Below are 26649 nucleotides of genomic sequence, written 5' to 3' on the forward strand. Positions count from 1 at the left end.
CCTATTTACCTCTCAATTTGTTTTAAATCTTCAAACAGCTTATCCACAGATATTTCCAACCCATCTGCAATTTTTTTGATGTTCAATAAGGAAATGTTTCTTTTCCCTGATTCTACTGAAGAGAAGTAAGTTCGATCCATTTCAATCTTTAATGCGAATTTTTCCTGGCTGAGACCAGTTTTCTGACGCAGTTCTCGTACTCGCTGACCAAATAATGTTAAATAATCTTTTTCCACAGGATTACACCTCCTCAATATATAATTATAAATTATATTGATTTTGAGACAACGGACTATAAGCAACAATAGTATTCAGGTGACTTTAAGAAAGTAAAATTTATTTATTTATTTATTTATTTATTTATTTATTTATTTATTTATTTATTTATTTATTTATTTGCTTATTTGCCTGAAAATTTCTAAAGAAGATGAGCTTCAAACTGAAAATTAATGAGATGATTGAAAATAGTAGAGGGAAAGATTTTATGCTAGAGTGGAAATCTATTATTCCAGAAGATGAATATGAAGCTAGTGCAGCTTTTAGTGAGAATAGTCATTACGAGATTTCTACGATGACTTTGAAGGGTAAGAAACATCTGATTCGATTGAAATTTCCCTTCTGTCATTTTTACCAAATCATAGATAGAGACTTATTTGATGCTCTTCATCAGATTCCTAGTTCGCCAGCGCTTGAATCCCCGATTTGTAAGCTAGAGACCAGTAGCCTGATTACAGAAGTGATTCATAGGGCGGGTGGAGTTTTGACTGAAGAAGAGTTGGTTCATTTTCGTATTTGTGCAAAGAATCTAGTCGTTGACTTAATTCTCTATAAAAATCAAGAGAGTGATATAAGGATAGAAGAGGTTGGTAAAAAATGAAGTGGGTTCATATTGGTGAGGAAATCAAGTATGATTGGTATGAATTACGGTGTCAACTTTCTCAAGAAAATCATCTGCAAATTTTTCTTGAAGGCTTAAAGAATCAAAAGTTAAAATACTGTATAGATTTTGGTAAGATTCTTTTCTGCAGATCTATCGATCAGGGGTGGGACCTGAATTTACTAGAAGAAGATTTACTTAGTGGACCAGAAATTCCCTATTTATCAGATGGGATTTTACTTGAAATAATAGATAGTCACCTCAAAAACAGAGTTCAAAAAATTTACTCTGTTCCAATCTATCACTACCAAGTTCAGGGAATTAATTTTGGGATAGACGTCCTTACAGAGGCATTTCCGATTATAAAAAAACTAGACTGAAGCCTAGGTAAAATTAAACCTTTTCAATAATAAAATAGACTCCATAATATCTATAGGGAATTTATCCACTAGAAATATTATAGAGCTTAAATCCTTACAGCTTTATCTACAGATTTTGGTAAGTTCTTTATAAAATATCCACCCTGAGGGAATCGAACCCCCATCTCAAGAACCGGAATCTTACGTGATATCCATTACACTAAGGGTGGAAACTTTAATTATTATATCAAAAAAGAGAGCTGAACTCAAGTTTTTTCTAAACTCAGCAAAAGGAGAATAAAAAAAGGATTCAGTATTGAACCGAATCCTCTATATGATTATTTTTTCTCAAGAAGAGCTTTGATTTCTTGAAGAACTTCCAATTCAGTTGGACCAGCAGGTGCTTCTTCAACAACCTCTTCTTTTTTAGTAAGGCTTTGAGCTTTTTCCATAGCTTTAATCACAAAGAATAGAACAGTACCAACTACAAGGAAGTTGATAATAGCACTCAAGAATTTACCGTAAGTAACACCATTCCATGCAAGCTCAGCGATGTTTTGTACTTTCGCAGCTTCCAAGGCTGGGTTCAATAGGAGTGGAGTGATGATATCATTAACAAATGAAGTCACGATAGCACCAAAAGCAGAAGCGATGATCACACCGACAGCAAGGTCTACAACGTTACCTCGGAGCAAAAATTCTTTAAGATCCTTTAACATTTTCTTTTTCCTTTCGAAATTTTTACAATCTAAATTATAACTTAATCATCTGTTGAATGCAAGAAATATGCTTAGTGTTTTTTAAAAACAAAAACTTTACTGAAGATATAGTTGAGGATTATGATTGTAACTTGTGCAAAAATAGTCTCAATTGTGTTGATAGTATTGAGATTATCACCTACAAACTGACCGATAATATGGGGGAAGCTTGTCACAAAAATAAAGGTCAGCAGCAGGTCTAAGAGGAAAGTTATGAATCTAGCGGTCGTAAATTTTATCAGACGCTTGAACCAATTTTTTCGTTTCTGTTTAAAAACAATGGTATCGTTGGTGAAAAAAGCAAACAAAATTCCAGTTATATTTCCCAGAGCAGTCGCCCATAATTCTTGTTGGCAAAGGTAAAAAATCGTGATACGAACAATGATCGAAACAAGAGTAGTTGCAACCCCGAAAAATAAGTAGGAGAGGATTTCATTATCGAAGAATTTTTTGATGTATGTTTTCATAAAAATAGTATAGCATAAAGGAGATAAATGTGCTATACTTGTAAGGTTGACTTGCTCAACCCTTGGTGCTTAGCTTCTTTCACCAAGCATATTATATGTGATATTGTCACTAAAGGAGAAAACATGAAAAAATTAACTGTCCGTGATATGGCGGATATTGCCATTGTCGCAGCAATTTATGTGGTTTTGACAATCACACCACCCCTTAATGCTATCAGTTACGGTGCTTATCAGTTCCGTATTTCTGAAATGATGAATTTCCTTGCCTTTTACAATCCTAAGTACATTATCGGTGTTACTCTTGGATGTATGATTGCTAATTTCTTCAGTTTTGGAATCATCGATGTCGCAGTTGGTGGAGGCTCTACGCTTGTCTTCCTAAGTTTAGGCGTATGGTTGTTTAGCAAATATAGTAAAGACTATCTTTTTAATGGATTGATTCGTAAAGATCATTTCTTCTTTTCAATTCTTTTTTCGATTTCAATGATCACCATTGCTGCTGAATTGAACATCGTAGCAGAAGCACCTTTCTTCTTAACTTGGTTTACAACTGCTATCGGAGAATTCGCTTCACTCATTGTTGGTGCTATTCTTATTGGAAAAATCGGTAAACGTCTTGATTTGACTAGATAATGAAATCACATCAAGTATTCATGAAAAGGTCTGAACTCTGTTCAGTCTTTTTCTTTGTCCATAAAACTAGTTGTACAATAAAAGTGATATAATAAGGTAAAAAGGAGCTTTAATTATGATAGATTATTTTTTAATTGGGCTAAAATCAATGATGAAAAGCTCGGTTTTGACTTTTGCTATTTACTTTATTTCCTTCCTTCTTTTACTGATTCTATGGCGTCGTTATGTCATTGTGCGTCAAAGTGGCGGAAACTTTTTCGCCCCGTTTCATATTTCTAAGGGAAGATTTTATATCCATAATGCTTATGTTTTTAGAAAGCGCATTATACCACTGAATAATATTAAAAAGATTGAGGTCGATTTTATTCCAAGTGTTAAATTGAATGGTGCTAGATATTTTTTGTGTATTGAACAAAAGAGCGGAAAAGCTCTAGCCTATTTCTTTGGCCAATCAAAAGAGAATGATAAGCTTGTCAGAAATTTAAAAAATGAAACGAAAAAGTATCATATCAAAGTTATCATTCACTGACAATTCCAAATATTGGAGAGGGATAAAGATGGAAAGGTTACAAATAATCAGAAATAATCAGCATTTAAGAAGATTACTTTTAGATGAGTGTGATATTTACTTTTATGATCAAATCAGAGAGGTGCAGTTTTCTAACAACGATGAAGAATATTCTCTAGCTTGTCAGGCCTTTGCGAGGGAGAATATGTAATTCTTGAGGATGAGAGTATCGGCTTTATAGGGAGTGAAGGCCAAGTTGGTCGGGTAGCAGAAAGCCTTAATGACTTTCTTACTTCATACTGCTTCTATCTCTGATTTTTCTTGTCGTTTGCTCTATCAAAACAAGCATTTGTTGGAAAAATTCAGTCAGGGATTTATCGACAAAGCACGAGAAAATTATCAGTCAAAAGGTGAAGATTGGGATAAAGTGAGAACTGGACTTGCACAAGAGTTGGGACTTGAATTTGATCCAGAAAAACTGCAAGAGTTAGCCTTAAAATTTTATCAATCAGCCATAAGAACCCCTCTTTTCACTTGTAAATATGGTCATGGTGAGAATGAATATATTTGTGATTCTGTCTTGTCAGATATTGTGGGCTTGTGGGTTTCAGAGCTTGTTGGAATGAGTAGGGAAGAAATGATGAACTTTGGCAACTAATAACTAGATGGTAATGATTTTTCTCTGTAGCTTGGGTATGGATTTCTAAAAAAGATGATGGAAAAATAAGGTCTGAAATTAATTAAAAAAAGAAAAAACTTTATTTCCTTAAGTTTTTTTATGTTATAATAGTAACAGAAAAATTTTTAGGAGTTTATATGAGTTCTTCAGAATTTATTTCAAAGATTGATTATTATTGCCATAAGAAAGAGGGTCTATTTGACCAAAGCAAGTTTAAATATGCCATTCGCTCGATGTTTGCAGGTGCTTTCTTAACCTTTAGTACAGCCGCTGGGGCCATAGGTGCTGATCTACTCAATAGCATTGTTCCTAGTGCTGGCTATTTTCTTTTTCCCTTTGTGTTTGCTTGGGGACTGGTTTACATTGTATTTTTAAATGCTGAATTGGTCACATCAAACATGATGTACCTGACAGCTGGAACATTCTTGAAGAAGATTGACTGGAAGAAAGCCTTTATTATCTTACTTTATTGTGCTTTTTTCAACTTAGTTGGAGCCATCTTAGCAGGTTGGTGCTTTGCTAATTCATCGGCTTTTTCACACCTGACTCACGATAGTTACTTACCAAAGATTGTAGCCAAGAAGTTGGCACGACCTAGTGAGTTGGTCTTGTTGGAAGGGATTTTGGCAAATATGTTTGTAAATATTGCCATTCTATCTTCTATTTTGGTTAAGGATAGCAGTGCTAAGTTGTGGATTATCTTATCAGCTATCTCTATGTTTGTTTTCTTATCTAACGAGCATATTGCAGCCAACTTTTCATCCTTTAGCATTATTAAATTCAGCATTGTTTCTGACCAAATTGCTAACTTTGATATTCCAAATATCCTACGCCATTGGGGAGTTACCTTTATTGCTAACTTGATTGGTGGAGGATTCTTGATAGGCTTACCATACGCTTTTTTAAACAAAAACGAAGAGACTTACGTTGATTAGACCTGAGTATTTTATATTGGCTAATAGAAGAAGAGAGAATCATTGCGATTCTCTTTTTATTTAGAATTAAATGCAGTCATTACTGGCTGATAACTTTAATCTAATCTTTATTTCAGAAATTTATTATTACTCCAATTGGTAAAATATATTAAATAATTTAGTATAGAAAATATAAACCTAACTAAAATAATAATTATAAATTAATAAAATAAATGTATAGAATAAGGATGGAAAGGATTGCTAAAATTAGTAAGAATTTAAAGTTATGTCTTAAGAAAGCCTTCCCATAATTTCGATTTTATGTTATAATATTCACAAATAAAAGTTTTAGGAGTTTATATGGTTTCTTCAGAATTTATCTCAAAAATTGAATTTGCTTGTAAGAAAAAGGAAAGTCTTTACAGTCAAAGTAAATTCAAGTATGCTATCCGTTCAATGTTTGCTGGTGCATTCTTAACATTTAGTACAGCAGCTGGTGCAGTTGGAGCTGACTTGATTAATAAGATTGCTCCTGGTAGTGGACGTTTCCTCTTCCCATTTGTTTTCGCTTGGGGATTGGCTTACATTGTCTTCTTGAATGCTGAGTTAGTAACATCTAACATGATGTTCTTGACAGCTGGTAGCTTTTTGAAAAAAATTAGCTGGAGAAAAACAGCTGAAATTCTTCTATACTGTACACTCTTTAATTTGATCGGTGCTCTTATAGCAGGTTGGGGCTTTGCCCATTCAGCAGCTTATGCAAACCTAACACACGATAGCTTTATTTCTGGCGTTGTAGAAATGAAGTTGGGCCGTTCAAATGAACTAGTCTTACTCGAAGCTATCTTGGCTAATGTCTTTGTAAATATCGCAATTCTTTCATTTGTTTTAGTCAAAGATGGGGGAGCTAAACTTTGGTTAGTTCTATCTGCGATTTACATGTTTGTATTCTTAACAAACGAGCACATCGCCGCAAACTTTGCATCATTTGCGATTGTGAAATTCAGTGTCGCTGCTGATTCAATTGCAAACTTCGGTATTGGAAATATTCTTCGTCACTGGGGTGTAACCTTTATTGGTAACTTTATTGGTGGTGGTCTACTGATAGGATTGCCTTACGCCTTCTTAAATAAAAACGAAGATACATACGTAGATTAAAAGTTGGATTCATTCCAACTTTTTCTTTTTGTTTTTCCATGCTATAATGAATGTAGAATAGATAAATATAGAGGAATAACATGAACGAGATTAAATGTCCCAATTGTGGCGAAGTATTTACAGTCAATGAAAGTCAATATGCAGAATTGATTTCTCAAGTTCGAACTGTAGAGTTTGATAAGGAATTACACGAGCGAATCAAGCAAGAGTTGACATTAGTGGAACAAAAAGCCTTAAATGAACAACAGGCAAAACTGGCTCAAAAGGATCAAGAAATTGCCCAGCTTCAAAGTCAAATTAACAACTTTGATACAGAAAAAGAATTGGCTAAGAAAGAGGTGGAGCAAAGTGCTAGTCAAAGCTTGCTAGAGAAAGAAAAAGAAGTCCAAGCTCTCGAAAATCAATTGGCTACCTTGCGCTTGGAGCATGAAAATCAACTACAAAAAACTCTTTCTAATCTTGAAAAAGAACGCGATCAGGTCAAAAATCAGCTCCTCTTACAAGAAAAAGAAAATGAGTTGTCTCTAGCTTCTGTTAAACAAAACTACGAAGCCCAGCTTAAGGCAGCCAGTGAACAGGTTGAATTTTACAAGAATTTCAAGGCGCAACAATCAACCAAGGCAATCGGTGAAAGTTTGGAACACTATGCAGAAAGTGAGTTTAACAAGGTTCGAAGCTTTGCCTTTCCAAATGCATACTTTGAGAAGGACAATAAGGTTTCAGCACGTGGTTCTAAGGGTGATTTTATTTTCCGTGATTTTGATGAAAATGGACTAGAATTCATTTCCATTATGTTTGAGATGAAAAATGAAGCAGACGGGACAGAGAAGAAACATAAGAATGCGGATTTTTACAAAGAGTTGGATAAGGACCGCCGTGAGAAAAACTGTGAGTATGCAGTTTTGGTAACTATGCTTGAGGCTGATAACGACTACTTCAATACAGGGATTGTCGATGTTAGCCACGAGTATGAGAAGATGTATGTCATTCGTCCCCAGTTCTTTATTCAACTAATTGGACTTTTGCGCAACGCTGCCCTTAATTCTCTCAAATACAAGCAGGAATTGGCTTTGGTTCGCGAGCAAAATATCGATATCACGCATTTTGAGGAAGATTTGGACGCTTTCAAGGTAGCTTTTGCAAAGAATTATAATTCAGCTTCTGTTAACTTTGGTAAGGCCATTGACGAAATCGACAAGTCCATCAAGCGGATGGAAGAAGTCAAGAAATTCCTGACCACATCAGAAAACCAACTGCGCCTTGCTAACAACAAATTGGATGATGTTTCCGTTAAAAAATTGACAAGAAAAAATCCAACTATGAAAGCGAAATTTGATGCCTTGAAGGGGGAGTAGAAAGCAGTGGAAAATGAATTATTAGTATTGAATACTGAAGAAGTAAATGGCTCTGAAAATTTAAATTATGACGAATTAGAAGAACTATTGGAACAGCAATTTACTATGGAGTTTTCTAATCTTGAGAAATTAGAACTAGAATGTAAAGAAATTAGTTCACCGGATAAATTAGGAGATGTCATTTTAGATGAAATTTGGAGTCAATTTGCGAATCAAATTGATTTAGACATGACAAGCGACACACTTCTTAAGCAGTATAACGATAAACATCCTAATGGTTATACAAAAGAAGAGGGTGCTAAAATAATGAATGATAAAAGGTATACTGATGCAAATAATGCTATGAAAGAAAAGCAAAAAAATGGAAATTTAAAGGATGAATATACTGGAAAAACAATTAAAATTAACGAAAAAGCTAATTTGGATCATGTCATACCAAGAAAACAGATTTTTGAAAACACATGGAGGAAAATAGCAAATATTGAAACTTCTGATTTAGCCAATAAATCAGAAAATTTTGCAGCAACTAATGAATCTCTTAATAAAAGTAAAGGGGCAAAATCTAATAGCGAGTATATAAAGAAAAGAGATGTAAGAGAAAAAAATCTAAAAGAACAAGTTGAAAAAGCTAATAAAAAAATTGATAAGATGAATATCTCAGATCCCGAAAAGCGAAATCTTAAAGCTGAAAATAATAAAAAATTAAATGATAAATTATCTGCTGATTCACATAAGATGCTAAAGGTTGAGAAAAAAGCCAAGAAAGCTATCAATAAAGATATAGCAAAAAAAGCTCCTGTAAGAATGGCGAACAAGGCAGGTAAAGATGCAGTTAAAGCTATGTTTGTTGCAGCGTTATTTGGGATGTTGAAAGAAATAATGAATGCTTTGGTTCGTTTTTTTAAATCTAAAAAACGTTCGTTTGATACATTCTTAGATGAAATGAAAAATGCGCTTCATTCCTTCTTTAGTAAAATTAAAGAATTTATCAAAGTTGGAATTGATAGTTTTGTTGGGAGTATCGTGGGAGAAATTATTGGAGCTTTCGCTCAAAAGTTGAAAAAGTTACCAAACTTGATTAAGCAAATATTTGGATCAATAAGAGAGAGTATTTCTTATCTATCAAATCCCGAAAGTCAGTCACATTCTACTGAGATTAAACTTGCACATATTTCAAAAATCATTACTTCTGCATTAGTAGGAGTAGGAGCAATGTTTTTAGGAGAATATTTTGAAAAGTACTTATTACCACTATCAGGAATGGGATTTGAGATTAAATTTTTAGGGACCATAGCAAATATCTTGGGAATGTTTTTAGCTAGTTTACTAACCGGAATTTTGGGAGCAATAATTATTAATGGAATTGATCAATTTATTTCCAGAAAGTTAATTGAGGAAAATCAAAAGAAACAAGCTAATAAGAAAAATGAATTGTTAAGAATTCAGGATGTTCAAATTTTTGTTGCCGAAGAAAATGTTGCTATTAAACGGAACCAAATTTTTAGTAAAATGGCCCAAAATCATCAAAAATTACGAGAATTACTTGGAAATGTCCAAGAAGATATTTATCTATCTAAGGTGAATTTCAAACAAAGATTACTAAATAATGAAGTATATTTTGATGAAAAGCATGATGAACTAGCTGAGATGCAAAACGTATTAAATGATTTACTATAGGAGGGGATTGTTATGTCAGAAGAATTAGAGATTCAAGTTTTGGCAAAGTCTGAAAAATTTAATGAGAAAAAAGAAGCGTTAAAAGCTTTTAGTGAAGAAATACCAGAACAATCAGATTTACCAACAGTTCCTCAGGAAGAGAATATATTTAATATTTTTTCTGTCGACTATGGAGTTAAAGGTAAGGATTTAAACGCTCTCACGGATGCTGTTCAAAATAGAATGATTGAACAAAACCAGCACATAAAAAAGATTATTCAAGAATTTAATACAATTTACGAAACTTTTCAGATATTAGATGATGACTATATTCAAAGAATTTCAGACTCTTTAATTGCTGCAAAAGAAGCTAATAATACGGCTTTACAGGGATTAAAAGAAATTGAAGCCTATCAAGAAAATAATAAAAACTTATTAAATGATGTTTTTAAACAAAATAAAGATTTAATTGATATTTTAAAGAAACATCATGATAGATTAGATGATTTAGAAAAACTAGAAAATAGTTTTAATAATTTACAAGTACAAGTAAATAATACACAAAATAATTTTAAAAATTACCTTGATGAAATCAATAACAAATCAATAACAGAGGGAAATAATCTAAAGTTAGTTGTTGAAGGTCTTGAAACAAAATTAGAAGAAAAGCAAAAGGAGATTGTTTTTCTAAAAAAAGGACTCTATACTCTAGGAATCACCGTTGTTTTAATAGTATTATTTCTATTGTTTAAAGGTATGTAGATGATTAGTGAAACTTATTTAAAATTGTTAAAATCAGAAGTGAAAAAGCTTGATGATCTGACAAATAATTCTTTTGAATTTGAGACTGTTCTTCAAGAAATTGTTGATAATAAAAAGTATTCGGAATTAGAGTTTATAAAACGTTTAGGTAATTCGTCAAATAATGATAGATTTCCTAAGATTAAAGATAGACAAACTAGTATTTTAGAATTATTGTATAAATATCTTGGTTCTAGATTTATAGATAGTGAGTACGCTATTTTAAAAGAAATCAAGACCAAATCATTTGAGGAGCTGTCCGATGAATTAAACTCTCTGATAGGATTAGAAAATGTAAAGAAAGAAATAGAAGACCTAGTAATCTTTAACAAAGTTCAGAAAAACCGAGAAAAGATTGGGTTGAAAAAAACAAATAGAACGATGCACATGGCTTTCCTCGGGAATCCAGGTACAGGTAAAACAACAGTTGCTAGAATTGTTGGTAATATGTATCGTTCTCTAGGAATACTAAGTAAAGGTCATTTTATTGAGGCGACTAGAACGGACTTAATAGCTGAATACCAAGGACAAACAGCTTTAAAAGTTAAAAGACTAATTCAAAAAGCTAAAGGTGGTGTTTTATTTATTGATGAAGCATACAGTATCACAGAAAATGAAAAAAGTGACAGTTATGGTCGAGAGTGTTTAACAGAACTGACAAAAGCTTTAGAAGACTACCGTGATGATTTAGTTGTAATTGTAGCAGGATATGATGACTTAATGAAGAAATTCTTTGAATCTAATCCAGGCTTAAAATCAAGATTTAACTACTTTATTATGTTTGAAGATTATACTGTGGATCAAATGTTAGATATTTTTCTTTCATATTGCAAAAATGAAGAGTACACTTTGAATGATTCTGCAAAAGATAAATTAAAAAAATATTTAGAATTACATAGTAACAATCCTGAAAATAAAAATGCGAATGGTCGGTTTGTAAGAAATGTATTTGATAAGATAATTATGAATCAAGCAAAGCGTTTAAGTAAACTTTCTTTGGCTACAAAAGATAATTACATTACGATTCTTGAAGAAGATATTTCATGAATGAAATTAGAAAGCAAAAATGAACGGTATTATCAATTTTAAAAAAGAAGCAGGGATGACCTCGCATGATGCAGTTTTCAAGCTGCGTAGGATTTTAGGAACTAAGAAGATTGGTCATGGTGGGACCTTGGATCCGGATGTGGTGGGTGTTTTGCCGATTGCGGTTGGCAAGGCGACACGCATGGTCGAGTTTATGCAGGACGAGGGTAAGGTCTATGAGGGGGAAATCACTCTAGGTTATTCCACGACTACCGAGGATTCTAGTGGTGAGGTAGTTTCAGAGACACCAGTTTTGTCACCTTTGAATGAGAATCTTGTCGATGAAGCAATTGCTAGTCTGACAGGTCCTATCACTCAGATTCCACCTATGTATTCCGCTGTCAAGGTCAATGGGCGCAAACTTTATGAGTATGCGCGTGCTGGTCAAGAAGTAGAGCGTCCAGAGCGTCAGGTGACGATTTATCAATTTGAACGGACAAGTCCGATTTCTTATGAGGATAAACTTGCGAGATTTACTTTTCGTGTAAAATGCAGCAAAGGGACTTATATCCGTACCTTGTCAGTTGACTTGGGAGAAAAACTTGGCTATGCAGCTCATATGTCTCATTTAACACGAACAAGTGCAGCGGGCTTGCAGTTAGATAATGCTTTGACCTTGGAAGAAATTTCCGAAAAAGTAGAGGCTGGACAACTAGACTTTCTTCATCCATTAGAGATTGGAACAGGTGACTTAGTTAAAGTTTATTTGACTCCAGAACAAGCAGAAGAAGTGCGTTTTGGTCGCTTTATTGAATTGGAGCAAACTGAGAAGGAATTGGCTGGTTTTGAAGGTGATAAATTATTAGCCATTTTAGAGAAACGGGATCATCTTTATAAACCAAGAAAGGTTTTCTATTAATTAGAGCTGGTGGAAAAATTACAAACTGATGTTTAGTTTAAAAAAGCTGATAGACAGTCTAGTTTAGAAGAGAAATTATTTTGAAAAAGGGTTGATAACACGGTGATATTTGACAGTTTTGCTTGCTTATGATAATATTTAAATAAAGAAAAGCTAGAAAACTTTCAGAGGATATTATGAGTATTGAGATGACTGTTAGTGAGATTGCTGAGGTCTTGGGCTTGTCCCGCCAAGCAATCAATAACCGTGTCAAGGAATTACCTGAAGAAGATACGACTAAAAATGATAAAGGAGTCACTGTGGTAACTCGCAGTGGCTTGATTAAGCTTGAAGAAATCTACAAAAAAACCATTTTTGAAGATGAACCTGTTAGTGATGATGTGAAGCAACGTGAGTTAATGGAGATTCTTGTTGATGAAAAGAACGCTGAAATCATCCGTCTTTATGAGCAGTTAAAGGCCAAAGACAAACAGTTAGCTGAAAAAGATGAACAGATGCGTGTTAAAGACCGTCAAATCGCAGAAAAAGATAAGCAATTGGATCAACAACAACAGTTAACTCTACAAGCTATGAAGGACCAAGAAAACCTTCAGTTGGAGTTGGATCAGGCTAAGCAAGAGGTACAAGCAACGAAGAAAGGCTTCTTTGCTCGCTTATTTGGAGGATAAGAAAAAACTGCTTGGTTTCTAGGTATAACCAAGTAGTTTCTTTTTACACATATAGTAAGGGATGGATAAAATGGAAAAATTAAGAGATTACATTTCATTTGATTTGGAATTTAATAAACACCAAGATAAAACTCACTTGATTCAGGTATCTGCGGTCCGTTTTAAAGATGGTGAAGAAGTAGGAGCATTTGACTCTTATGTTCATACAGATGTGCCTTTGAAAAGTTTTATCAATGGTTTAACGGGTATCACGTCTGAAACCTTGAAAGACGCACCGATGGTGGAAGATGTACTTAAGAATTTTCAAGACTTTGTGGGTGAGTTACCCCTTATTGGTTATAATGCAGCCAAGAGTGATTTACCGATTTTATTGGAGCATGGTTTGGATTATAGTAGCCAATATCTAGTTGATCTCTATGATGAAGCTTTTGAGCGACGCAGTTCTGATCTTCACGGCATTGCAAATCTCAAGTTACAGACTGTGGCTGAATTTCTTGGATTCAAGGGTCAATCTCATAATAGTTTAGAGGATGCGCGAATGACTGCGCGTGTTTATGAAGCTTTTCTAGAATCTGATGAAAGTAGAATATTACTGGACTCCAAGAGTAGTCTAAACTCTAATCCTTTCGGTGGTTTAGATTTATCACAGCTGTTTGATTAGGAGGTTTTATGAAACCTGAAAAACCTAAAAAATTGGGTTTTAAAAAGATTTACCTAAATCTGGATAAAATCCTCTTTCTATTTTTTCTAATCTTCATGCTGGTAGATTATATTTGGTTGCCATTGAACTCATTGATAGCAGGCTTTTTACTCAGTCAGACGGGCTATTTGTTTATCTCTTACAATAACATTTTTGAGATTATCAAAAATGCGCCTTTAGTCAGCTTTGGTTTTTTAATCTTAATAGCCATTAACCTTTTAGTAGCCTATTTTCAAATTAGTCTTCTCTTCATTGGGGCTCGACACCTTCTCTATCATGAAAAACGAACCTTGATTGAGTATAGTCGCAAGGTCTTTCGTGAAAGTATAGCCTTCATGAAACGTCTGACTCTTTCCAAGGCCTTGTTTATCTTCGTTTATATCGCTATGATTTTTCCGTTTATCAGGAAGATTTTTAAAATTTATTATTTTAATAAAATAGTTATACCTGATTTTATCCAGACCTACATGGAAGACAAGTATTGGATATGGTGGCTTGGTATTATCATCTTGTCAATTCTCTTCCTATACGTTTCTGTTAAGTTGGTTTTTGTTCTACCAAAAATCTTTTTTGAAAAGATGACGGTTAAGGATGCTGTGGTCTACAGTCTAGAAAAAACCAGGAATCATTTTTGGTTTTACGCTTGGCATCTTTTTCTCATTGTTGTCAAAACAAATCTTTTCTTTTACTTACTTCTAATCCCACTATTGGTTGGCCAGTTTTTAGTAGATGGTCTCACACATCGAGAATCTTTGATTCTTGCTATTTCGAACTATATTTTGATTAAAAATATCCACTATATGGCTTTGACTTACTTCTTGGTTAAGTTTACCTCCTTTTTAACTGGTGAGGAGTTGGATATTATGCCAAGACGAAAGAAAGATCATATCATGAGATGGGGTGTAATGGGGTGCGCCAGTGTCTTCTTTGCGATTGAGGGTTATGTTTATCTAGAAGCACCCGTAGTCAATCCTCCGCTTGTCATCTCTCACAGAGGAGTTTCTAATGGGAATGGTGTCCAAAATACAGTTGAATCCTTAGAAAAAACAGCTCAGTTAAAACCAGATTTAGTTGAGATGGATGTGCAGGAAACCAAGGATGGTCAGTTTGTCATGATGCATGATGCTAACCTAAAAAGTTTAGCGGGATTAAATGTAACACCGCAAGACTTAACTTTAGATGAGTTGAAGCAATTAGATATTTATGAAAATGGTTATCAGACCAAAATTTCCAGCTTTGATGATTATATAAATCGTGCCAATGACCTTCATCAGAAATTGCTGATCGAAATTAAAACGAGTCGAAAAGATAGTGCCCAAATGATGGATCATTTTCTAGATCAATATGGGGCAAAGATCAAAGTCTATGGGCATCAGATGCAATCTTTGGATTATCATGTTATTGAAAAAGTAAGTCAGTATGATAAGGAAATTCCAGTCTATTTCATTCTGCCCTACAATTCCGTTTTTCCAAGAACGAATGCTACAGGTTATACCATGGAATATTCTACCTTAGATGAATATTTTGTAACCAAGCTTTGGAATACAAAACAAAAACTCTATGTATGGACAATCAATAGTTCGGAATCCTTTGATAAATCCCTACGTTTGGGAGTTGATGGTATGATAACAGATGATCTAGAAAGAATTAAAGAAGAGCTTGAAACCGCTCAGGAAGATCCTGAATATACGGACTTGCTTCTCAAGAAAGCAGCAGAAATATTTACTTTCTAGGTAAGACAAAAGAGGCTGAATTGAACATCAGCCTCTTTTTATGCTATTAGAATGGTAATTTACCAGCAAAAGCACCTAGTTTCTTCTTAGTTGCTTCATCAATTTGTTCAAGAGCAGCATTGACTGCTTGAACAGTCATATCTGATAGAGTTTCAATATCTTCTGGGTCAACAACCGCAGGATTGAAATCAATTTTTGTAACTTTCTTGTCTCCTGTTAGTGTGGCAGTTACAAGGTTTTGAGCAGAAGTGCCAACAAATTCTGTAGCAGCAAGTTCAGCCTGACTTTGCTCCATTTGTTTTTGAAGTTTTTGAGCTTGACGCATCATGTTTTGCATATTCATCATGGTGGTATATAGCTTCCTTTTCTATTATTTTCCTTATTATTTTAACAATTTTAACTATAAAAGTCTATTCTAATTTTAAAGGAGTAAACATTAAATTTTCTGACAATTTATTGAATAATTAGAAAAAACATGATATAATAAATTTAAAAAATGGGATTCCCGTGATTTAATAGGAGTATTTAATGAAAAAACTTGGTTTTATCCTTTTATCTTCGGCATTGTTGTTATCTGCTTGTGCAGTTCGTTTTGAACAATCGTCAACTACAAGTGATTCATCTCAGGTCGCAAAATTATCAGAAGATAACCAAAAATTATTGGATAAGGCAACTAGTGACTACAAAACCTTTGTGGAAGAACAGATTGATAAACTTTTAACAGATACAGAAGGTTTTGTTAAACTTTTGAAGGATGGTAAGTTAGAGGAAGCTAAAAAGGCATACCCTTTAATCCGTATGTCCTATGAACGTTCAGAGCCGATTGCAGAGAGCTTCGGTGAATCTGATGTGAAGATTGACTTTCGTTTGGCAGACTATCTAGATGAAAATAAGACTGAAGAAGGTTGGTCTGGTTTCCACCGTATCGAGCGCATTCTTTGGGAGGAAAACACAACCAAAGGAACTGAGTCTTATGGTGACCAACTGGTAAATGACATCAAGGAATTGAAGGCTAAGATTGCTACTGTAGATGTTGATTACAAGATTATGCTAACTGGTGCTGTTGACCTTCTAAATGAAGTAGCGACAAGTAAGATTACTGGTGAAGAGGAGATTTATTCTCATACAGATTTGTATGATTTTCGTGCCAATATCCAAGGTGCTGAGAAGATTTTCCAGCTATTTAAACCCTTGCTTGAAAAATCAGATGTAGCTTTGGTTAAAGAGTTAGAAGAAGATTTCAAATCTGTCAATAGTTTGTTAGACAAACACATGACGGACAAGGAACACTATAAGCTCTATACAGACTTAACGAAAGAGGATACCAAAGAATTGTCTGAAGCAGTGACAAAACTTGGTGAACCATTATCACAAATGGGTAAATTTCTTGGTGGAGAATAAGTAGTATGACAAACAAAGGCGAAAAATTTTTTGAACAAAAAATGGACCGTCGAGAATTTCTAAAAAAAGCAGGTATCGGAGGGGCTGGTCTCGCACTTGGACTCTCTGGTGCTTCTGCTTTTTTCGCACCTAAGCTTGATGGTCAGGAGAAAATCTCGTACGGGGATGAAAAAATAGCCTTCTATGGCAAACACCAAGCTGGCATTACAACTGTCATGCAGAAAAACATTTATTTTGTGGTTTTAGATTTGCATACAACTGACAAAGAGAAAATCATCCAGTTATTTAAGGATTGGACGGATTATAGTGCCAAACTTGTAGAGGGAGAATTGGTTAAAAAAGATGGTAACAATAGCCTCTTGCCTCCAAGTGATACTGGAGAAACAGTTGGTCTTAATCCTCATCGTTTGACCCTGACCTTTGGAATTTCGGCTAGTTTCCTAGAAAAGATGAAACTAGAGAACAAACGTCCCAAACTTTTCAGAGATTTACCTCCATTTCCAAAGGAACAGTTACGAGAAAAGTATACGGGTGGAGATATAGTTATCCAAGCTTGTGCTGATGATGAGCAAGTTGCCTTTCATGCTATTAGAAATCTTATCCGAAAAGGGAGAAATGCAGTTACTCTTCGTTGGAGTCAATCAGGGTTTGCAGCTATCGGTAATCGTATGGAAACTCCTCGTAATCTCTTTGGTTTTAAAGACGGGACTGCTAATGTTACCACTGAGAAAGAATTTGATCAGGTTGTTTGGGCTGACAGTAAGGATTGGATGGAAAATGGTTCTTACATGGCAGTTCGGCGCATCCAGATGTTCCTAGATACTTGGGATCGAACCAATCTCGAGGAACAAGAAAATACCTTTGGGCGCTATAAAGAAAGTGGCGCTCCCTTTGGCAAGAAGAACGAATTTGATGAGGTTGATTTAAGCCTTCTTCCTGATGATTCTCATGTGCGCTTAGCTAAAGAAGTGGATAAGCCTCTCTTGCGTCGATCGTATTCTTATTCTGATGGAATTGATGAAAAGACAGGTCAGTTTGACACAGGTTTGCTCTTTATCTCCTTCCAAAAGGACCCAGATAACTTTGTTAAGGTGCAGACCAATCTAGGTGCTACGGATAAAATGAATGAATACGTTACCCATATAGGCAGTGGACTTTTTGCCTGTTTTGGTGGTGTAGAGAAGGGAGGTTACATTGGGCAGAAATTATTGGAATCCTAAAAGTATTATCCTCCTATTTGCTTGTTTCTTCTTGTTGATTTTTCCGGTAGGAGCTAAGGAAAATTTGAGTCCTTACTTTGTGAAAATAGCTGATGCAACTAAAGTTGTTAAAGAAGGCAAACAAGATCAGGCTAGAAAACTAATCGATGAAATGACCAAAGATTTCGAGAAAGTCGAGAATTCTGACTCTGAAGCAGGACGTCAAGTTCAAGAAAGGTTAGCCTTAACTGGTGATATTACTGAAGAACAGTTAACTCAGATTTCTTTAGCCCTTTTGACATTTGAGAAAGAGCAAAATCCAGTCGACCTAGATGCAGAAAAAGAGAAACTTGTAAGTCGCTTAGAACCTCGTTTTCAAGCGTTAGACAAGGCAATCGCTTCTCAAGATCTGGAAGCAGTAAGAGAAGCCTATAAAAAAATGAATTCAACCTGGACCATCAATGAAGCAGTGGTTCGAGACCATAGTACAGCTCATTATGGACAAGTGGAAACAGCAATTTCCTTTCTGCGTAGTAGCATTGAGACTGAACCAACGAACTTTGATACTATTCAGGCATCCTTTGATGATTTGAAGACAGCCATTTCTAACTTTGTTGATGGAAAAGAAGTTGAAACAAATTCAACGAATCTGACACTTAAGGATGGGATAGATCTTTTAAAGAAGGCTTTGACCCAATTTCAAGCTGGTCAAGATAGTGAAGCAGCTGCAACCATGAAGGAGTTTATTACAATTTGGCCAACAATCGAAGGTTCTGTAAGTACAACCAATCCTTCGCTTTATACCAAGGTTGAAAGTGAAAGTCCTGTCATCATGGTTAAGGGAAAGGAAAGTGAATATCAAGAAAAGCTTTCTAGCTTGATTGCAGAGCTATCTCAAATTGATACTAGCGCTTCCTATAATGCATTTGATGCCATGCTCATCTTGCTCCGTGAAGGTGTAGAAGCACTCTTGATTGTCATGGCGCTTGTGACAACTTTGAAAGCTGCTAAGATGAGAAAGGGCCTCAAGTGGGTCTATGGTGGTGCATTTGCGGGAATAGTGGCCAGTCTTTTAATTGCCTATATCCTACAGATTGCCTTTCCAGCAGTCACCTCAGGAACTAACCGTGAAATCATCGAAGGTGCAGTCGGAATTTTTGCGGTTATCATGATGATTTTAATCGGTATTTGGCTTCATAGCAAATCTTCTGTTAAAAAATGGAATACTTTTATGGAATCACAAATGCAAACTGTCACGAAAACAGGATCTTTCCTTTCTATGTTTGCTCTGAGTTTTCTAGCCGTATTCCGAGAAGGTGCTGAGACGATTTTATTCTATGTGGGGATTCTGCCAAGGATTTCTAGTTTTGATTTTGTCCTAGGAATTTCTCTGGCCCTCTCAGTCTTAGTCGTGATTGCTTTTGTGATGAACAAGGCCAGTCAATTTTTCCTACCTCACAAGGTTTCCTTTATCCTGACTTGGATGATTTATGCCTTAGCCTTTAAGATGACGGGAGTCAGTATCCATGCCTTACAGTTGACAAATATGATTCCAAACCATCTGATCTCAGGAATACCAAGTATTGATATATTGGGAATTTACCCTAGTTGGGAAGGGTTAGCAGGTCAGACTCTCTTTATCCTCGTAGTTTTTCTAATTACCATTAGACAGGGTGAAAAGTGATGGATCAAAAGGAATTGACAATTATTGAACATTTGGTAGAATTTAGAAAGAGATTGCTAGCAGTAGTTGTTTGCTTCTTTCTAGTATTCTGCGTTTCACTATTATTTGCTGATCAGGTTTATCAATTTATCACACAAGGCTTTAGTCAGAAGTTGATGGTCTTAGGGCCGAATGATATTTTATGGATTTATCTCCGTTTAGCAAGTTTAATGTCCTTTAGCCTTACCTTACCTTTTACGGTCTATCAAGTCTGGAGTTTTGTTCGACCAGCACTTAAAACTGAAGAAGCAGGGGCGATTTTTGCTTATATCCCTGCAACTTTCCTTTGTTTTATCTTGGGATTAGCCTTTGGATTTTATTTTGTCACACCAGCTATACTTCAGGTCTTACTAGGATTAGGTGAAAACTTATTTGAAACGCAATTAACGGCGCAAAATTATCTAGCTTTTGTCTTTCAAACTACTGTACCACTAGCATTTATCTTTGAATTGCCAGTTATCATTGCTTTCTCAACCTCAATTGGTTTGATTGGGCCTGGCCTACTCATTACTTACAGACGTTATGCTTACTTCATTTTATTGGTATTGGCAGTTATATTGACGCCGGCCGATTTTATTAGCGATTTAGCGATGACTGTTCCCCTAATCCTTTTGTATGAGGTTAGTATCGCTATTAGTAAATGGATAATTAAGAGAAAAAGGAAAGGAGAAAAAAATGGGAATCTTACGTGATATTGGTGCACCAGGCTTGATAGTCATTGTTCTTGGAGCACTATTGATTTTTGGGCCAAAACGCTTACCAGAGTTAGGCGAATCAGTAGGAAAAATGCTTGCCGAGTTTAAGAAATCCGTTAAGGGCATTGGTGAGCAAGAAGAAAAATAAACGAAAAATAATTGAATAGAGTTGAGAATTGTTGGCTTGGAATTATCTCTGGCTACAATCTCAACTTTTTTATTTAGTTTAAGGTTTCTTTAAGTTTTCTATAATATTCTAAAGAACTCTATATTAATGGAAAGATGGATTTGAAAACCTACTTTTTATCATTCAAGATACCTTCCCAAAAAGTATGTAACAACCCTCTTTCTGACTAGAGAATTCTAGTATTTATTTCGATAAAAGGCTAGGTTGTGATATAATAATAAAGAATGAGTTTTTTTAAGAACAGACTAAAGGAGTATTAAAATGATCTACGCTGGAATTTTAGCAGGTGGAACCAGCACGCGCATGGGGATTAGTAATTTACCTAAACAATGCTTAGAGCTAGAAGAACCAGTCAGAGAAATCAAAGATATTCACCGAGTTTTTGCAACTGACTTAAATACCGCATTTAAGACAGTCTTTAAGTGGGAAGTATAATGGAGGATGATTGTGGAAAAAAACATTAAGGAAAAACTTACCTCTTTACTATCAACTGATGAAGATATTCTGAGCGTTGAACAACTGGGAGGCATGACCAATCAAAACTACTTGGTCAAAACAAGCTCAAACCAATATATTGTTAAGTTTTTCGGAAAAGGTACAGATAAACTAATCGATCGCCAGAATGAGAAGTTCAATCTTGAATTGTTGAAAGATTTGAAATTAGATGTAGAAAATTATCTTTTCGATATTGAAGCAGGAATTAAGGTTAATCAATACATTGAAAATGCTGAGACACTTGATTCAACTATCATTAAAACCAAATTTGAAAAGATTGCACCAATTCTACAAACCATTCACGCTTCTGGTAAAGAATTAAAAGGAGAGTTTGCTCCTTTTGAGGAAATCAAAAAATATGAATCATTGATTCAAGGAGAGATTTACTATCCGAACTATGAAACTGTCAGAAAGTTAGTATTTTCTCTGAAAGACCAACTTGAAGAAATTGGTATCGATAAGAAATCATGTCACATTGATTTGGTTCCTGAAAATTTCATAGAAGGACCAGATGGTCACCTTTATCTCATTGATTGGGAATATTCATCTATGAATGATCCCATGTGGGATTTAGCCGCCCTTTTCCTAGAATCAGAGTTTTCTTTAGAAGAGGAAGAAGACTTTCTAAGTCATTATAAGAGTGACAAGACTTCAGTTTCTAGAGAAAAAATTCGTATCTACAAAATCTTGCAGGACATCATTTGGAGTCTTTGGACTATTTACAAAGAAGAAAATGGTGCAGATTTCGGAGATTATGGAATTTCTCGCTACAATAGAGCTGTAAAAGAATTAGAGTCTGAAGGAGATTTATATGAAAACTAAAAATGGAGTTTCTTTTGGTCTACTTTCAGGTGTCTTCTGGGGATTAGGCTTAACCATTAGTGCCTATATCTTCTCTATATTTACTGACCTATCACCTTTTGTAGTAGCAGCAGCACACGATTTTCTGAGTATTTTTATCTTGCTAGGATATCTTTTATTTAAAGAAGGTAAAGTACGTATTTCAATCTTCTTGAACATTCGAAATGTCAGTGTCATTATTGGAGCACTTTTAGCTGGGCCGATTGGGATGCAAGCCAATCTCTATGCGGTCAAATATATCGGTAGTTCATTAGCATCCTCAGTTTCAGCTATTTATCCTGCAGTATCTGTCATTCTCGCTTTCTTTTTCTTAAAGCATAAGATTTCTAAGAATACAGTATTTGGTATTTTGTTAATCATAGCAGGCATTATTGCTCAGACCTACAAGGTTGAACAAGTGAATTCCTTCTATATCGGAATACTCTGTGCCTTGATTTGTGCGCTTGCTTGGGGAAGTGAAAGTGTTCTGAGCTCATTCGCTATGGAAAGTGAACTCAGTGAACTCGAAGCACTCTTGATACGACAAGTCACATCTTTCTTGTCCTACCTTGTCATTGTTCTCTTCTCGCATCATTCATTTGCGGAAGTAGCAAATGGTCAATTGTTGGGTCTTTTGATTATCTTTGCAGCATCAAATATGATTTCTTATCTAGCCTATTATATGGCTATTAATCGATTGCAGCCGGCAAAAGCTACTGGTCTAAATGTGAGTTATGTAGTATGGACTGTTTTGTTTGCAGCTATTTTCTTGGGCTCGCCCCTTAATTTACTGACCATTATTACTTCCCTTATCGTAATGGCTGGTGTTTATATTATTATTAAAGAATAAAGGAGAAAACGCGTGAAAGCGATTATTTTAGCAGCCGGATTGGGAACTCGTTTGAGACCCATGACAGAAAATACTCCCAAAGCCTTGGTCAAGGTTAATGAAAAACCTTTAGTTGAATATCAAATCGAATTTTTAAAAGAACGTGGTATTGATGATATTATCATCGTTGTCGGTTATTTAAAAGAACAATTCGACTATCTTAAAGAAAAGTACGGGGTTCGTTTGGTCTTTAATGATAAGTTTGCTGATTACAATAATTTTTACTCACTTTACTTGGTGAAAGAAGAGTTGGCTAATAGCTACGTTATCGATGCGGATAACTATCTTTTCAAAAATATGTTCCGTAATGATATCGAGCGTTCAACATATTTCAGTGTTTATCGTGAAGACTGTGACAATGAATGGTTCCTAGTTTACGGAGAAGATTACAAAGTTCAAGATATAATCGTCGATAGTAAGAATGGACGCATCTTGAGTGGTGTATCGTTCTGGGATGCTCCAACAGCTGAAAAGATTGTTGGATTTATCGATGAAGCCTATGCAAGCGGTGAATTTGTAGATCTCTACTGGGACAACATGGTTAAAGATAATATCAAAGAACTGGATGTTTACGTAGAGGAATTGGAAGAAAATTCTATCTACGAAATCGACAGTGTCAAAGATTATCAAAAATTGGAGAAGATTCTCTCTTCACAAAAATAAGTAAACTAAAATACGTCAGACACCGTACCTATTTTTGCTTGACTTTTTAGGGTTGATACAGTATACTAGTAAAAATTTAACCTTTAAGGGAAGTCCAGAGAGGCTCACAAGGTGTCAGATAGAAAATAGATTACACAAACTTCGAATAAACACAGTTTATTTGATTCTTTTCTGTAAGTATCTTACTGAAACCTTGCGATTGCAAGGTTTTTCTTTTTCTGAACCCCTTAAAATTTAAGGAGGAAACGGTATGAATCCAAATTGTAAAAAACGCATGGGTGCTATTCGCTTGGAAACCATGAAAGTAGTGTCTCAAAAGGAAATCGCACCAGCAATCTTTGAACTAGTACTTCAAGGAGAAATGGTTGAAGCTATGAAAGCTGGACAATTTCTACATTTGCGTGTACCTGATGATGCCCATCTCTTGCGTCGTCCGATTTCAATCTCGTCTATAGATAAGGCTAAAAAACAATGCCATCTTATTTATCGTATCGAAGGTTCTGGTACAGCAATTTTTTCAACTTTGAAACCAGGTGATAGTTTAGATGTTATGGGACCTCAAGGAAATGGCTTTGACTTATCTGATTTAGATAAGCAGAGTCATGTTCTCCTAGTCGGTGGAGGAATTGGTGTGCCCCCTTTACTTGAAGTAGCTAAACAATTAGATGAACGTGGTGTAGATGTCACAACAGTTCTAGGATTCGCTACTAAAGATGCTGTTATTTTGGAAGATGAATTATCCATATTTAGTCAGGTCTTTGTAACGACTGATGATGGATCTTATGGTATTAAAGGAAATGTATCGGTAGTGATTAATGAATTTGACACAGAATTTGATGCAATCTACTCATGCGGTGCGCCAGGTATGATGAAATACATTAATCAAACATTTTACGACCATCCAAGAGCTTACCTATCCCTAGAATCCCGTATGGCCTGTGGCATGGGAGCTTGCTACGCTTGCGTCTTGAAAGTGCCTGATAGTGAAACAGTTAGTCAACGTGTGTGTGAAGATGGCCCTGTATTTAAAACAGGCACAGTTGTTTTATAAGGAGAGTGTCATGACTACAAATCGATTACAAGTTTCTCTACCAGGCTTAGAATTAAAGAATCCTATCATTCCTGCTTCAGGCTGTTTTGGCTTTGGTCAAGAATATGCCAAATACTATGATTTAGACCTTTTAGGCTCTATCATGATTAAGGCGACTACCCTAGAACCCAGGTTTGGAAATCCAACTCCAAGGGTTGCAGAAACACCAGCAGGTATGCTAAACGCCATTGGTTTACAAAATCCTGGTTTAGAAGTCGTTCTCTCTGAAAAATTACCTTGGCTTGAAAGAGAATACCCAAATCTCCCTATTATCGCCAATGTTGCTGGCTTTTCAAAACAAGAATACGCGGCCGTATCTCATGGAATTTCTAAGGCAACTAACGTGAAAGCCATTGAGCTCAATATCTCTTGTCCTAACGTTGATCATGGGAATCATGGACTTTTAATTGGACAAGATCCTGAGTTGGCCTATGATGTGGTGAAGGCTGCGGTAGAAGCATCAGAAGTGCCCGTTTACGTCAAATTGACTCCAAGTGTTACTGACATCGTAACCATTGCTAAGGCTGCAGAAGATGCTGGAGCTAGTGGAATCACCATGATCAATACCCTTGTAGGAATGCGTTTTGATCTCAAAACAAGAAAGCCGATTATTGCAAATGGGATAGGTGGCATGTCTGGACCTGCAGTATTTCCTGTAGCTCTAAAACTAATCCGTCAAGTAGCTCAAACAACTAAGCTTCCAATCATTGGTATAGGGGGAGTGGATTCTGCTGAAGCTGCCTTAGAAATGTATCTGGCTGGTGCATCAGCTATCGGAGTCGGAACAGCAAACTTTACCAACCCATATTCTTGTCCAGATATTATCGAAAATCTGCCAAAAGTCATGGACAAATATGGTATTGATAGTCTAGAGCAACTCCGTAAAGAAGTCAAAGAAGGTTTACTTTAAGTTTTATGTGCTGAATTCAGTCTAAATTGTTTTGAAAGCGCCATTTTTTTGGTATAATAAATACTATGATTATTACAGTACCTATTAAAACAGAAAAAGATATTGCAACACCAGGACCAAACGTCCTTGTACTTGGTTATTTTGATGGAGTTCACCTTGGACATCAAAAATTATTTGAAATAGCTTCTAATATTGCTGCTGAAAAGCGCCAGGGAGTAGCTCTAGTAACTTTTAACGAATCACCAAAACTAACTCTGAATCAATATTCACCTGAACATTTATTGCATATTTTGTATGCTAGTGAACGTGAACGTAGATTGAAGAGAGCTGGAGTTGAGAGTTTGTATTTGATGGATTTCACTAGTCGAGTAGCAAATATGACTGCCCAAGAATTCATTGATACCTATGTCAAGGAAGCAAAGGCAGATACGATTGTAGTTGGTTTTGACTATACTCTTGGTTCAGATAGAAAAACAGCTGAGGATTTAAAAGAACTCTTCCATGGTGAAGTGGTTATTGTTCCACCAGTTGAGGATGAAAAGGGGAAAATTAGTTCAACGCGTATCCGCCAAGCCATTCTAGAAGGAGATGTAAAAGAAGCAGGCAAACTTTTGGGATTTCCTTTACCAACGAGAGGAGTAGTGGTTCACGGAAATGCTCGAGGTCGAACTATTGGCTTCCCGACAGCTAATCTAGTCAACTTGGATCGGACATATATGCCAGCTGATGGTGTTTATGCCGTTGATGTTGAAATTCAAAGAAAAGTCTATCGTGGTATGGCAAGTCTAGGTAAAAATGAAACCTTTGATGGCGAAGAAGAGCGTTTTGAAGTTCATATCTTTGATTTTTCTGACGATATCTATGGGGAAACTGTCATCGTTTCCTGGTTGGACCGTATCCGTGATATGGTGAAATTTGATAGCGTTGATCAATTAGTTAAACAACTAGAAGAAGATGAAAAGATAGCTAGAAAATAAAATCAAAAAATAGTAGAGTTTGGGATTTTCTCAAACTCTTTTTTATTTGTATTTTTAGCTTAAGTTTGGGGAATCATCATAACTATTATAGTAGGCTAAATAAAGAATAGTTCATTTCGACTTCTAAAAAATTGCTAGAAATTGATTTGACTCCCCTAATCAATTTGTTTATATCTTATTTCAATCCACTATATTTAACTTAGGTCAACATTTAAAATTAAAACTGACAAGTAGCTATATAAAAATTAGAGTATTATGAACAGAATCTATCTTTTCTCCATTTTGCTTAAATAATAAGGATTGTTTTTTATGATAGAAAAGTGTTTTCTTCAATGTCTATCTTGATTTTTTGAGTATCCTAAAAGGTTA

29 protein-coding genes, 1 tRNA gene, 2 pseudogenes and 1 riboswitch are annotated in these 26649 nt (G+C 35.3%); of the genes and pseudogenes, 27 read left to right on the plus strand and 5 right to left on the minus strand.

Annotated features, from left to right (window positions below; translation table 11 throughout):
• Positions 1-5: 5 nt before the first annotated feature.
• Positions 6-236, minus strand: coding sequence for a helix-turn-helix domain-containing protein (locus QM867_RS01090; RefSeq protein ID WP_414314961.1), 231 nt, complete (start codon positions 234-236; stop codon positions 6-8).
• Positions 237-484: 248 nt separating this feature from the next.
• On the opposite strand from QM867_RS01090, the gene QM867_RS01095 reads away from it, so the two are divergent.
• Both QM867_RS01095 and QM867_RS01100 read left to right on the plus strand, forming a co-directional pair.
• Entirely contained in the window at positions 485-877 is a 393-nt protein-coding gene (locus QM867_RS01095; protein ID WP_414294925.1) for a hypothetical protein, read from the plus strand.
• Entirely contained in the window at positions 874-1257 is a 384-nt protein-coding gene (locus QM867_RS01100) for a hypothetical protein (RefSeq protein ID WP_414294924.1), read from the plus strand. Before QM867_RS01095 ends, QM867_RS01100 begins: the two co-directional genes overlap by 4 nt.
• A 137-nt stretch (positions 1258-1394) precedes the next feature.
• On the opposite strand, the gene QM867_RS01105 is transcribed toward QM867_RS01100, so the two are convergent.
• The 3 genes from QM867_RS01105 to QM867_RS01115 form a co-directional block, all read right to left on the minus strand.
• Positions 1395-1466 (minus strand) — tRNA-Arg (locus QM867_RS01105).
• Between the two features lie 108 nt (positions 1467-1574).
• The gene (gene mscL / locus QM867_RS01110) at positions 1575-1955 is read right to left on the minus strand and encodes a large conductance mechanosensitive channel protein MscL (protein ID WP_075231750.1); all 381 of its coding nucleotides are present in this window, start codon (positions 1953-1955) and stop codon (positions 1575-1577) included.
• Between the two features lie 71 nt (positions 1956-2026).
• Complete coding sequence (locus QM867_RS01115; RefSeq protein WP_414267838.1) at positions 2027-2461, minus strand: GtrA family protein; 435 nt, start codon at positions 2459-2461, stop codon at positions 2027-2029.
• Between the two features lie 28 nt (positions 2462-2489).
• Positions 2490-2587: riboswitch (PreQ1 riboswitch) on the plus strand.
• Here QM867_RS01115 and QM867_RS01120 point away from each other — a divergent pair.
• The 13 genes and pseudogenes from QM867_RS01120 (at position 2585) to QM867_RS01180 (ending at position 15211) form a co-directional block, all read left to right on the plus strand.
• Complete coding sequence (locus QM867_RS01120; protein ID WP_414267840.1) at positions 2585-3094, plus strand: QueT transporter family protein; 510 nt, start codon at positions 2585-2587, stop codon at positions 3092-3094. It overlaps the preceding riboswitch by 3 nt.
• Before the next feature lie 115 nt (positions 3095-3209).
• Positions 3210-3623: a hypothetical protein gene (locus QM867_RS01125; RefSeq protein ID WP_414314962.1), complete on the plus strand. Its 414-nt coding sequence runs from the start codon at positions 3210-3212 to the stop codon at positions 3621-3623.
• 28 nt (positions 3624-3651) lie between these two features.
• Positions 3652-4260, plus strand: a pseudogene (locus tag QM867_RS01130) (hypothetical protein).
• A 158-nt stretch (positions 4261-4418) separates the two neighbouring features.
• Positions 4419-5216 carry a formate/nitrite transporter family protein gene (locus QM867_RS01135; RefSeq protein WP_414294920.1) on the plus strand — a complete coding sequence of 266 codons (798 nt, stop codon included), beginning with the start codon at positions 4419-4421 and terminating at the stop codon, positions 5214-5216.
• A gap of 339 nt (positions 5217-5555) precedes the next feature.
• The gene (locus tag QM867_RS01140; protein ID WP_281334847.1) at positions 5556-6353 is read left to right on the plus strand and encodes a formate/nitrite transporter family protein; all 798 of its coding nucleotides are present in this window, start codon (positions 5556-5558) and stop codon (positions 6351-6353) included.
• A gap of 80 nt (positions 6354-6433) precedes the next feature.
• A complete protein-coding gene (locus QM867_RS01145) occupies positions 6434-7708 on the plus strand; it encodes a DUF2130 domain-containing protein (RefSeq protein WP_414314963.1) in 1275 nt (424 codons plus the stop codon).
• 6 nt (positions 7709-7714) lie between these two features.
• Positions 7715-9385 carry a hypothetical protein gene (locus QM867_RS01150; RefSeq protein ID WP_414275986.1) on the plus strand — a complete coding sequence of 557 codons (1671 nt, stop codon included), beginning with the start codon at positions 7715-7717 and terminating at the stop codon, positions 9383-9385.
• 12 nt (positions 9386-9397) lie between these two features.
• Complete coding sequence (locus QM867_RS01155) at positions 9398-10126, plus strand: hypothetical protein (protein WP_414275987.1); 729 nt, start codon at positions 9398-9400, stop codon at positions 10124-10126.
• Positions 10127-11212, plus strand: coding sequence for an AAA family ATPase (locus QM867_RS01160; protein ID WP_414275988.1), 1086 nt, complete (start codon positions 10127-10129; stop codon positions 11210-11212). It abuts the gene before it with no gap.
• A 19-nt stretch (positions 11213-11231) separates the two neighbouring features.
• Positions 11232-12110, plus strand: a complete 879-nt coding sequence (truB, locus tag QM867_RS01165; protein ID WP_414275989.1) for a tRNA pseudouridine(55) synthase TruB — start codon at positions 11232-11234, stop codon at positions 12108-12110.
• 176 nt (positions 12111-12286) lie between these two features.
• Positions 12287-12778 (plus strand): chromosome segregation protein RocS, encoded by a 492-nt coding sequence (gene rocS, locus QM867_RS01170; RefSeq protein WP_000021254.1) that lies wholly within the window; start codon positions 12287-12289, stop codon positions 12776-12778.
• A 70-nt stretch (positions 12779-12848) separates the two neighbouring features.
• A complete protein-coding gene (locus QM867_RS01175; protein WP_311523492.1) occupies positions 12849-13439 on the plus strand; it encodes a 3'-5' exonuclease in 591 nt (196 codons plus the stop codon).
• An 8-nt stretch (positions 13440-13447) separates the two neighbouring features.
• Positions 13448-15211 carry a glycerophosphoryl diester phosphodiesterase membrane domain-containing protein gene (locus QM867_RS01180; RefSeq protein ID WP_414314964.1) on the plus strand — a complete coding sequence of 588 codons (1764 nt, stop codon included), beginning with the start codon at positions 13448-13450 and terminating at the stop codon, positions 15209-15211.
• Between the two features lie 46 nt (positions 15212-15257).
• On the opposite strand, the gene QM867_RS01185 is transcribed toward QM867_RS01180, so the two are convergent.
• Positions 15258-15557 carry a YbaB/EbfC family nucleoid-associated protein gene (locus QM867_RS01185; RefSeq protein WP_000981533.1) on the minus strand — a complete coding sequence of 100 codons (300 nt, stop codon included), beginning with the start codon at positions 15555-15557 and terminating at the stop codon, positions 15258-15260.
• A gap of 182 nt (positions 15558-15739) precedes the next feature.
• On the opposite strand from QM867_RS01185, the gene efeO reads away from it, so the two are divergent.
• From efeO to QM867_RS01245, 12 genes and pseudogenes are all read left to right on the plus strand, one after another.
• Positions 15740-16612 carry an iron uptake system protein EfeO gene (efeO, locus tag QM867_RS01190; RefSeq protein ID WP_414314965.1) on the plus strand — a complete coding sequence of 291 codons (873 nt, stop codon included), beginning with the start codon at positions 15740-15742 and terminating at the stop codon, positions 16610-16612.
• Between the two features lie 5 nt (positions 16613-16617).
• Positions 16618-17832, plus strand: a complete 1215-nt coding sequence (efeB, locus tag QM867_RS01195; RefSeq protein ID WP_315639088.1) for an iron uptake transporter deferrochelatase/peroxidase subunit — start codon at positions 16618-16620, stop codon at positions 17830-17832.
• On the plus strand, positions 17807-19495 hold the full coding sequence (locus QM867_RS01200; RefSeq protein WP_414314966.1) for an FTR1 family iron permease: 1689 nt from the start codon (positions 17807-17809) through the stop codon (positions 19493-19495). The genes efeB and QM867_RS01200 overlap by 26 nt, the downstream gene beginning before the upstream one ends.
• A complete protein-coding gene (tatC, locus tag QM867_RS01205) occupies positions 19495-20226 on the plus strand; it encodes a twin-arginine translocase subunit TatC (RefSeq protein ID WP_414314967.1) in 732 nt (243 codons plus the stop codon). Before QM867_RS01200 ends, tatC begins: the two co-directional genes overlap by 1 nt.
• The gene (locus tag QM867_RS01210; RefSeq protein WP_414314968.1) at positions 20210-20377 is read left to right on the plus strand and encodes a twin-arginine translocase TatA/TatE family subunit; all 168 of its coding nucleotides are present in this window, start codon (positions 20210-20212) and stop codon (positions 20375-20377) included. The genes tatC and QM867_RS01210 overlap by 17 nt, the downstream gene beginning before the upstream one ends.
• Positions 20378-20677: 300 nt before the next feature.
• Positions 20678-20758 (plus strand): annotated as a pseudogene (locus QM867_RS01215) (2-C-methyl-D-erythritol 4-phosphate cytidylyltransferase); the annotation flags it as partial.
• A 99-nt stretch (positions 20759-20857) separates the two neighbouring features.
• Entirely contained in the window at positions 20858-21733 is an 876-nt protein-coding gene (locus QM867_RS01220) for a choline/ethanolamine kinase family protein (protein ID WP_414314969.1), read from the plus strand.
• Positions 21723-22601 (plus strand): DMT family transporter, encoded by an 879-nt coding sequence (locus QM867_RS01225; protein ID WP_075231737.1) that lies wholly within the window; start codon positions 21723-21725, stop codon positions 22599-22601. The genes QM867_RS01220 and QM867_RS01225 overlap by 11 nt, the downstream gene beginning before the upstream one ends.
• Before the next feature lie 12 nt (positions 22602-22613).
• Positions 22614-23303: a sugar phosphate nucleotidyltransferase gene (locus tag QM867_RS01230; protein WP_075231736.1), complete on the plus strand. Its 690-nt coding sequence runs from the start codon at positions 22614-22616 to the stop codon at positions 23301-23303.
• 250 nt (positions 23304-23553) lie between these two features.
• Complete coding sequence (locus QM867_RS01235) at positions 23554-24354, plus strand: dihydroorotate dehydrogenase electron transfer subunit (RefSeq protein WP_075231735.1); 801 nt, start codon at positions 23554-23556, stop codon at positions 24352-24354.
• On the plus strand, positions 24317-25303 hold the full coding sequence (locus tag QM867_RS01240) for a dihydroorotate dehydrogenase (protein ID WP_083301286.1): 987 nt from the start codon (positions 24317-24319) through the stop codon (positions 25301-25303). Before QM867_RS01235 ends, QM867_RS01240 begins: the two co-directional genes overlap by 38 nt.
• A 65-nt stretch (positions 25304-25368) precedes the next feature.
• Positions 25369-26280 carry a bifunctional riboflavin kinase/FAD synthetase gene (locus QM867_RS01245; RefSeq protein ID WP_061863015.1) on the plus strand — a complete coding sequence of 304 codons (912 nt, stop codon included), beginning with the start codon at positions 25369-25371 and terminating at the stop codon, positions 26278-26280.
• Positions 26281-26649: the final 369 nt, after the last annotated feature.

The organism is Streptococcus infantis (assembly GCF_047463635.1).
Classification (GTDB): Bacteria; Bacillota; Bacilli; order Lactobacillales; family Streptococcaceae; genus Streptococcus; species Streptococcus infantis_W.

Excerpts from the sequence above, each read along its gene's own strand:
- QM867_RS01095 (WP_414294925.1), top strand. The coding sequence starts at position 485 with ATGCTAGAGTGGAAATCTATTATTCCAGAAGATGAATATGAAGCTAGT.
- QM867_RS01100 (WP_414294924.1), top strand. The coding sequence starts at position 874 with ATGAAGTGGGTTCATATTGGTGAGGAAATCAAGTATGATTGGTATGAA.
- mscL (WP_075231750.1), bottom strand. The coding sequence starts at position 1,955 with ATGTTAAAGGATCTTAAAGAATTTTTGCTCCGAGGTAACGTTGTAGAC.
- QM867_RS01115 (WP_414267838.1), bottom strand. The coding sequence starts at position 2,461 with ATGAAAACATACATCAAAAAATTCTTCGATAATGAAATCCTCTCCTAC.
- QM867_RS01120 (WP_414267840.1), top strand. The coding sequence starts at position 2,585 with ATGAAAAAATTAACTGTCCGTGATATGGCGGATATTGCCATTGTCGCA.
- QM867_RS01125 (WP_414314962.1), top strand. The coding sequence starts at position 3,210 with ATGATAGATTATTTTTTAATTGGGCTAAAATCAATGATGAAAAGCTCG.
- QM867_RS01135 (WP_414294920.1), top strand. The coding sequence starts at position 4,419 with ATGAGTTCTTCAGAATTTATTTCAAAGATTGATTATTATTGCCATAAG.
- QM867_RS01140 (WP_281334847.1), top strand. The coding sequence starts at position 5,556 with ATGGTTTCTTCAGAATTTATCTCAAAAATTGAATTTGCTTGTAAGAAA.
- QM867_RS01145 (WP_414314963.1), top strand. The coding sequence starts at position 6,434 with ATGAACGAGATTAAATGTCCCAATTGTGGCGAAGTATTTACAGTCAAT.
- QM867_RS01155 (WP_414275987.1), top strand. The coding sequence starts at position 9,398 with ATGTCAGAAGAATTAGAGATTCAAGTTTTGGCAAAGTCTGAAAAATTT.
- QM867_RS01160 (WP_414275988.1), top strand. The coding sequence starts at position 10,127 with ATGATTAGTGAAACTTATTTAAAATTGTTAAAATCAGAAGTGAAAAAG.
- truB (WP_414275989.1), top strand. The coding sequence starts at position 11,232 with ATGAACGGTATTATCAATTTTAAAAAAGAAGCAGGGATGACCTCGCAT.
- rocS (WP_000021254.1), top strand. The coding sequence starts at position 12,287 with ATGAGTATTGAGATGACTGTTAGTGAGATTGCTGAGGTCTTGGGCTTG.
- QM867_RS01175 (WP_311523492.1), top strand. The coding sequence starts at position 12,849 with ATGGAAAAATTAAGAGATTACATTTCATTTGATTTGGAATTTAATAAA.
- QM867_RS01180 (WP_414314964.1), top strand. The coding sequence starts at position 13,448 with ATGAAACCTGAAAAACCTAAAAAATTGGGTTTTAAAAAGATTTACCTA.
- QM867_RS01185 (WP_000981533.1), bottom strand. The coding sequence starts at position 15,557 with ATGATGAATATGCAAAACATGATGCGTCAAGCTCAAAAACTTCAAAAA.
- efeO (WP_414314965.1), top strand. The coding sequence starts at position 15,740 with ATGAAAAAACTTGGTTTTATCCTTTTATCTTCGGCATTGTTGTTATCT.
- efeB (WP_315639088.1), top strand. The coding sequence starts at position 16,618 with ATGACAAACAAAGGCGAAAAATTTTTTGAACAAAAAATGGACCGTCGA.
- tatC (WP_414314967.1), top strand. The coding sequence starts at position 19,495 with ATGGATCAAAAGGAATTGACAATTATTGAACATTTGGTAGAATTTAGA.
- QM867_RS01210 (WP_414314968.1), top strand. The coding sequence starts at position 20,210 with ATGGGAATCTTACGTGATATTGGTGCACCAGGCTTGATAGTCATTGTT.
- QM867_RS01220 (WP_414314969.1), top strand. The coding sequence starts at position 20,858 with ATGATTGTGGAAAAAAACATTAAGGAAAAACTTACCTCTTTACTATCA.
- QM867_RS01225 (WP_075231737.1), top strand. The coding sequence starts at position 21,723 with ATGAAAACTAAAAATGGAGTTTCTTTTGGTCTACTTTCAGGTGTCTTC.
- QM867_RS01235 (WP_075231735.1), top strand. The coding sequence starts at position 23,554 with ATGAATCCAAATTGTAAAAAACGCATGGGTGCTATTCGCTTGGAAACC.
- QM867_RS01240 (WP_083301286.1), top strand. The coding sequence starts at position 24,317 with ATGGCCCTGTATTTAAAACAGGCACAGTTGTTTTATAAGGAGAGTGTC.
- QM867_RS01245 (WP_061863015.1), top strand. The coding sequence starts at position 25,369 with ATGATTATTACAGTACCTATTAAAACAGAAAAAGATATTGCAACACCA.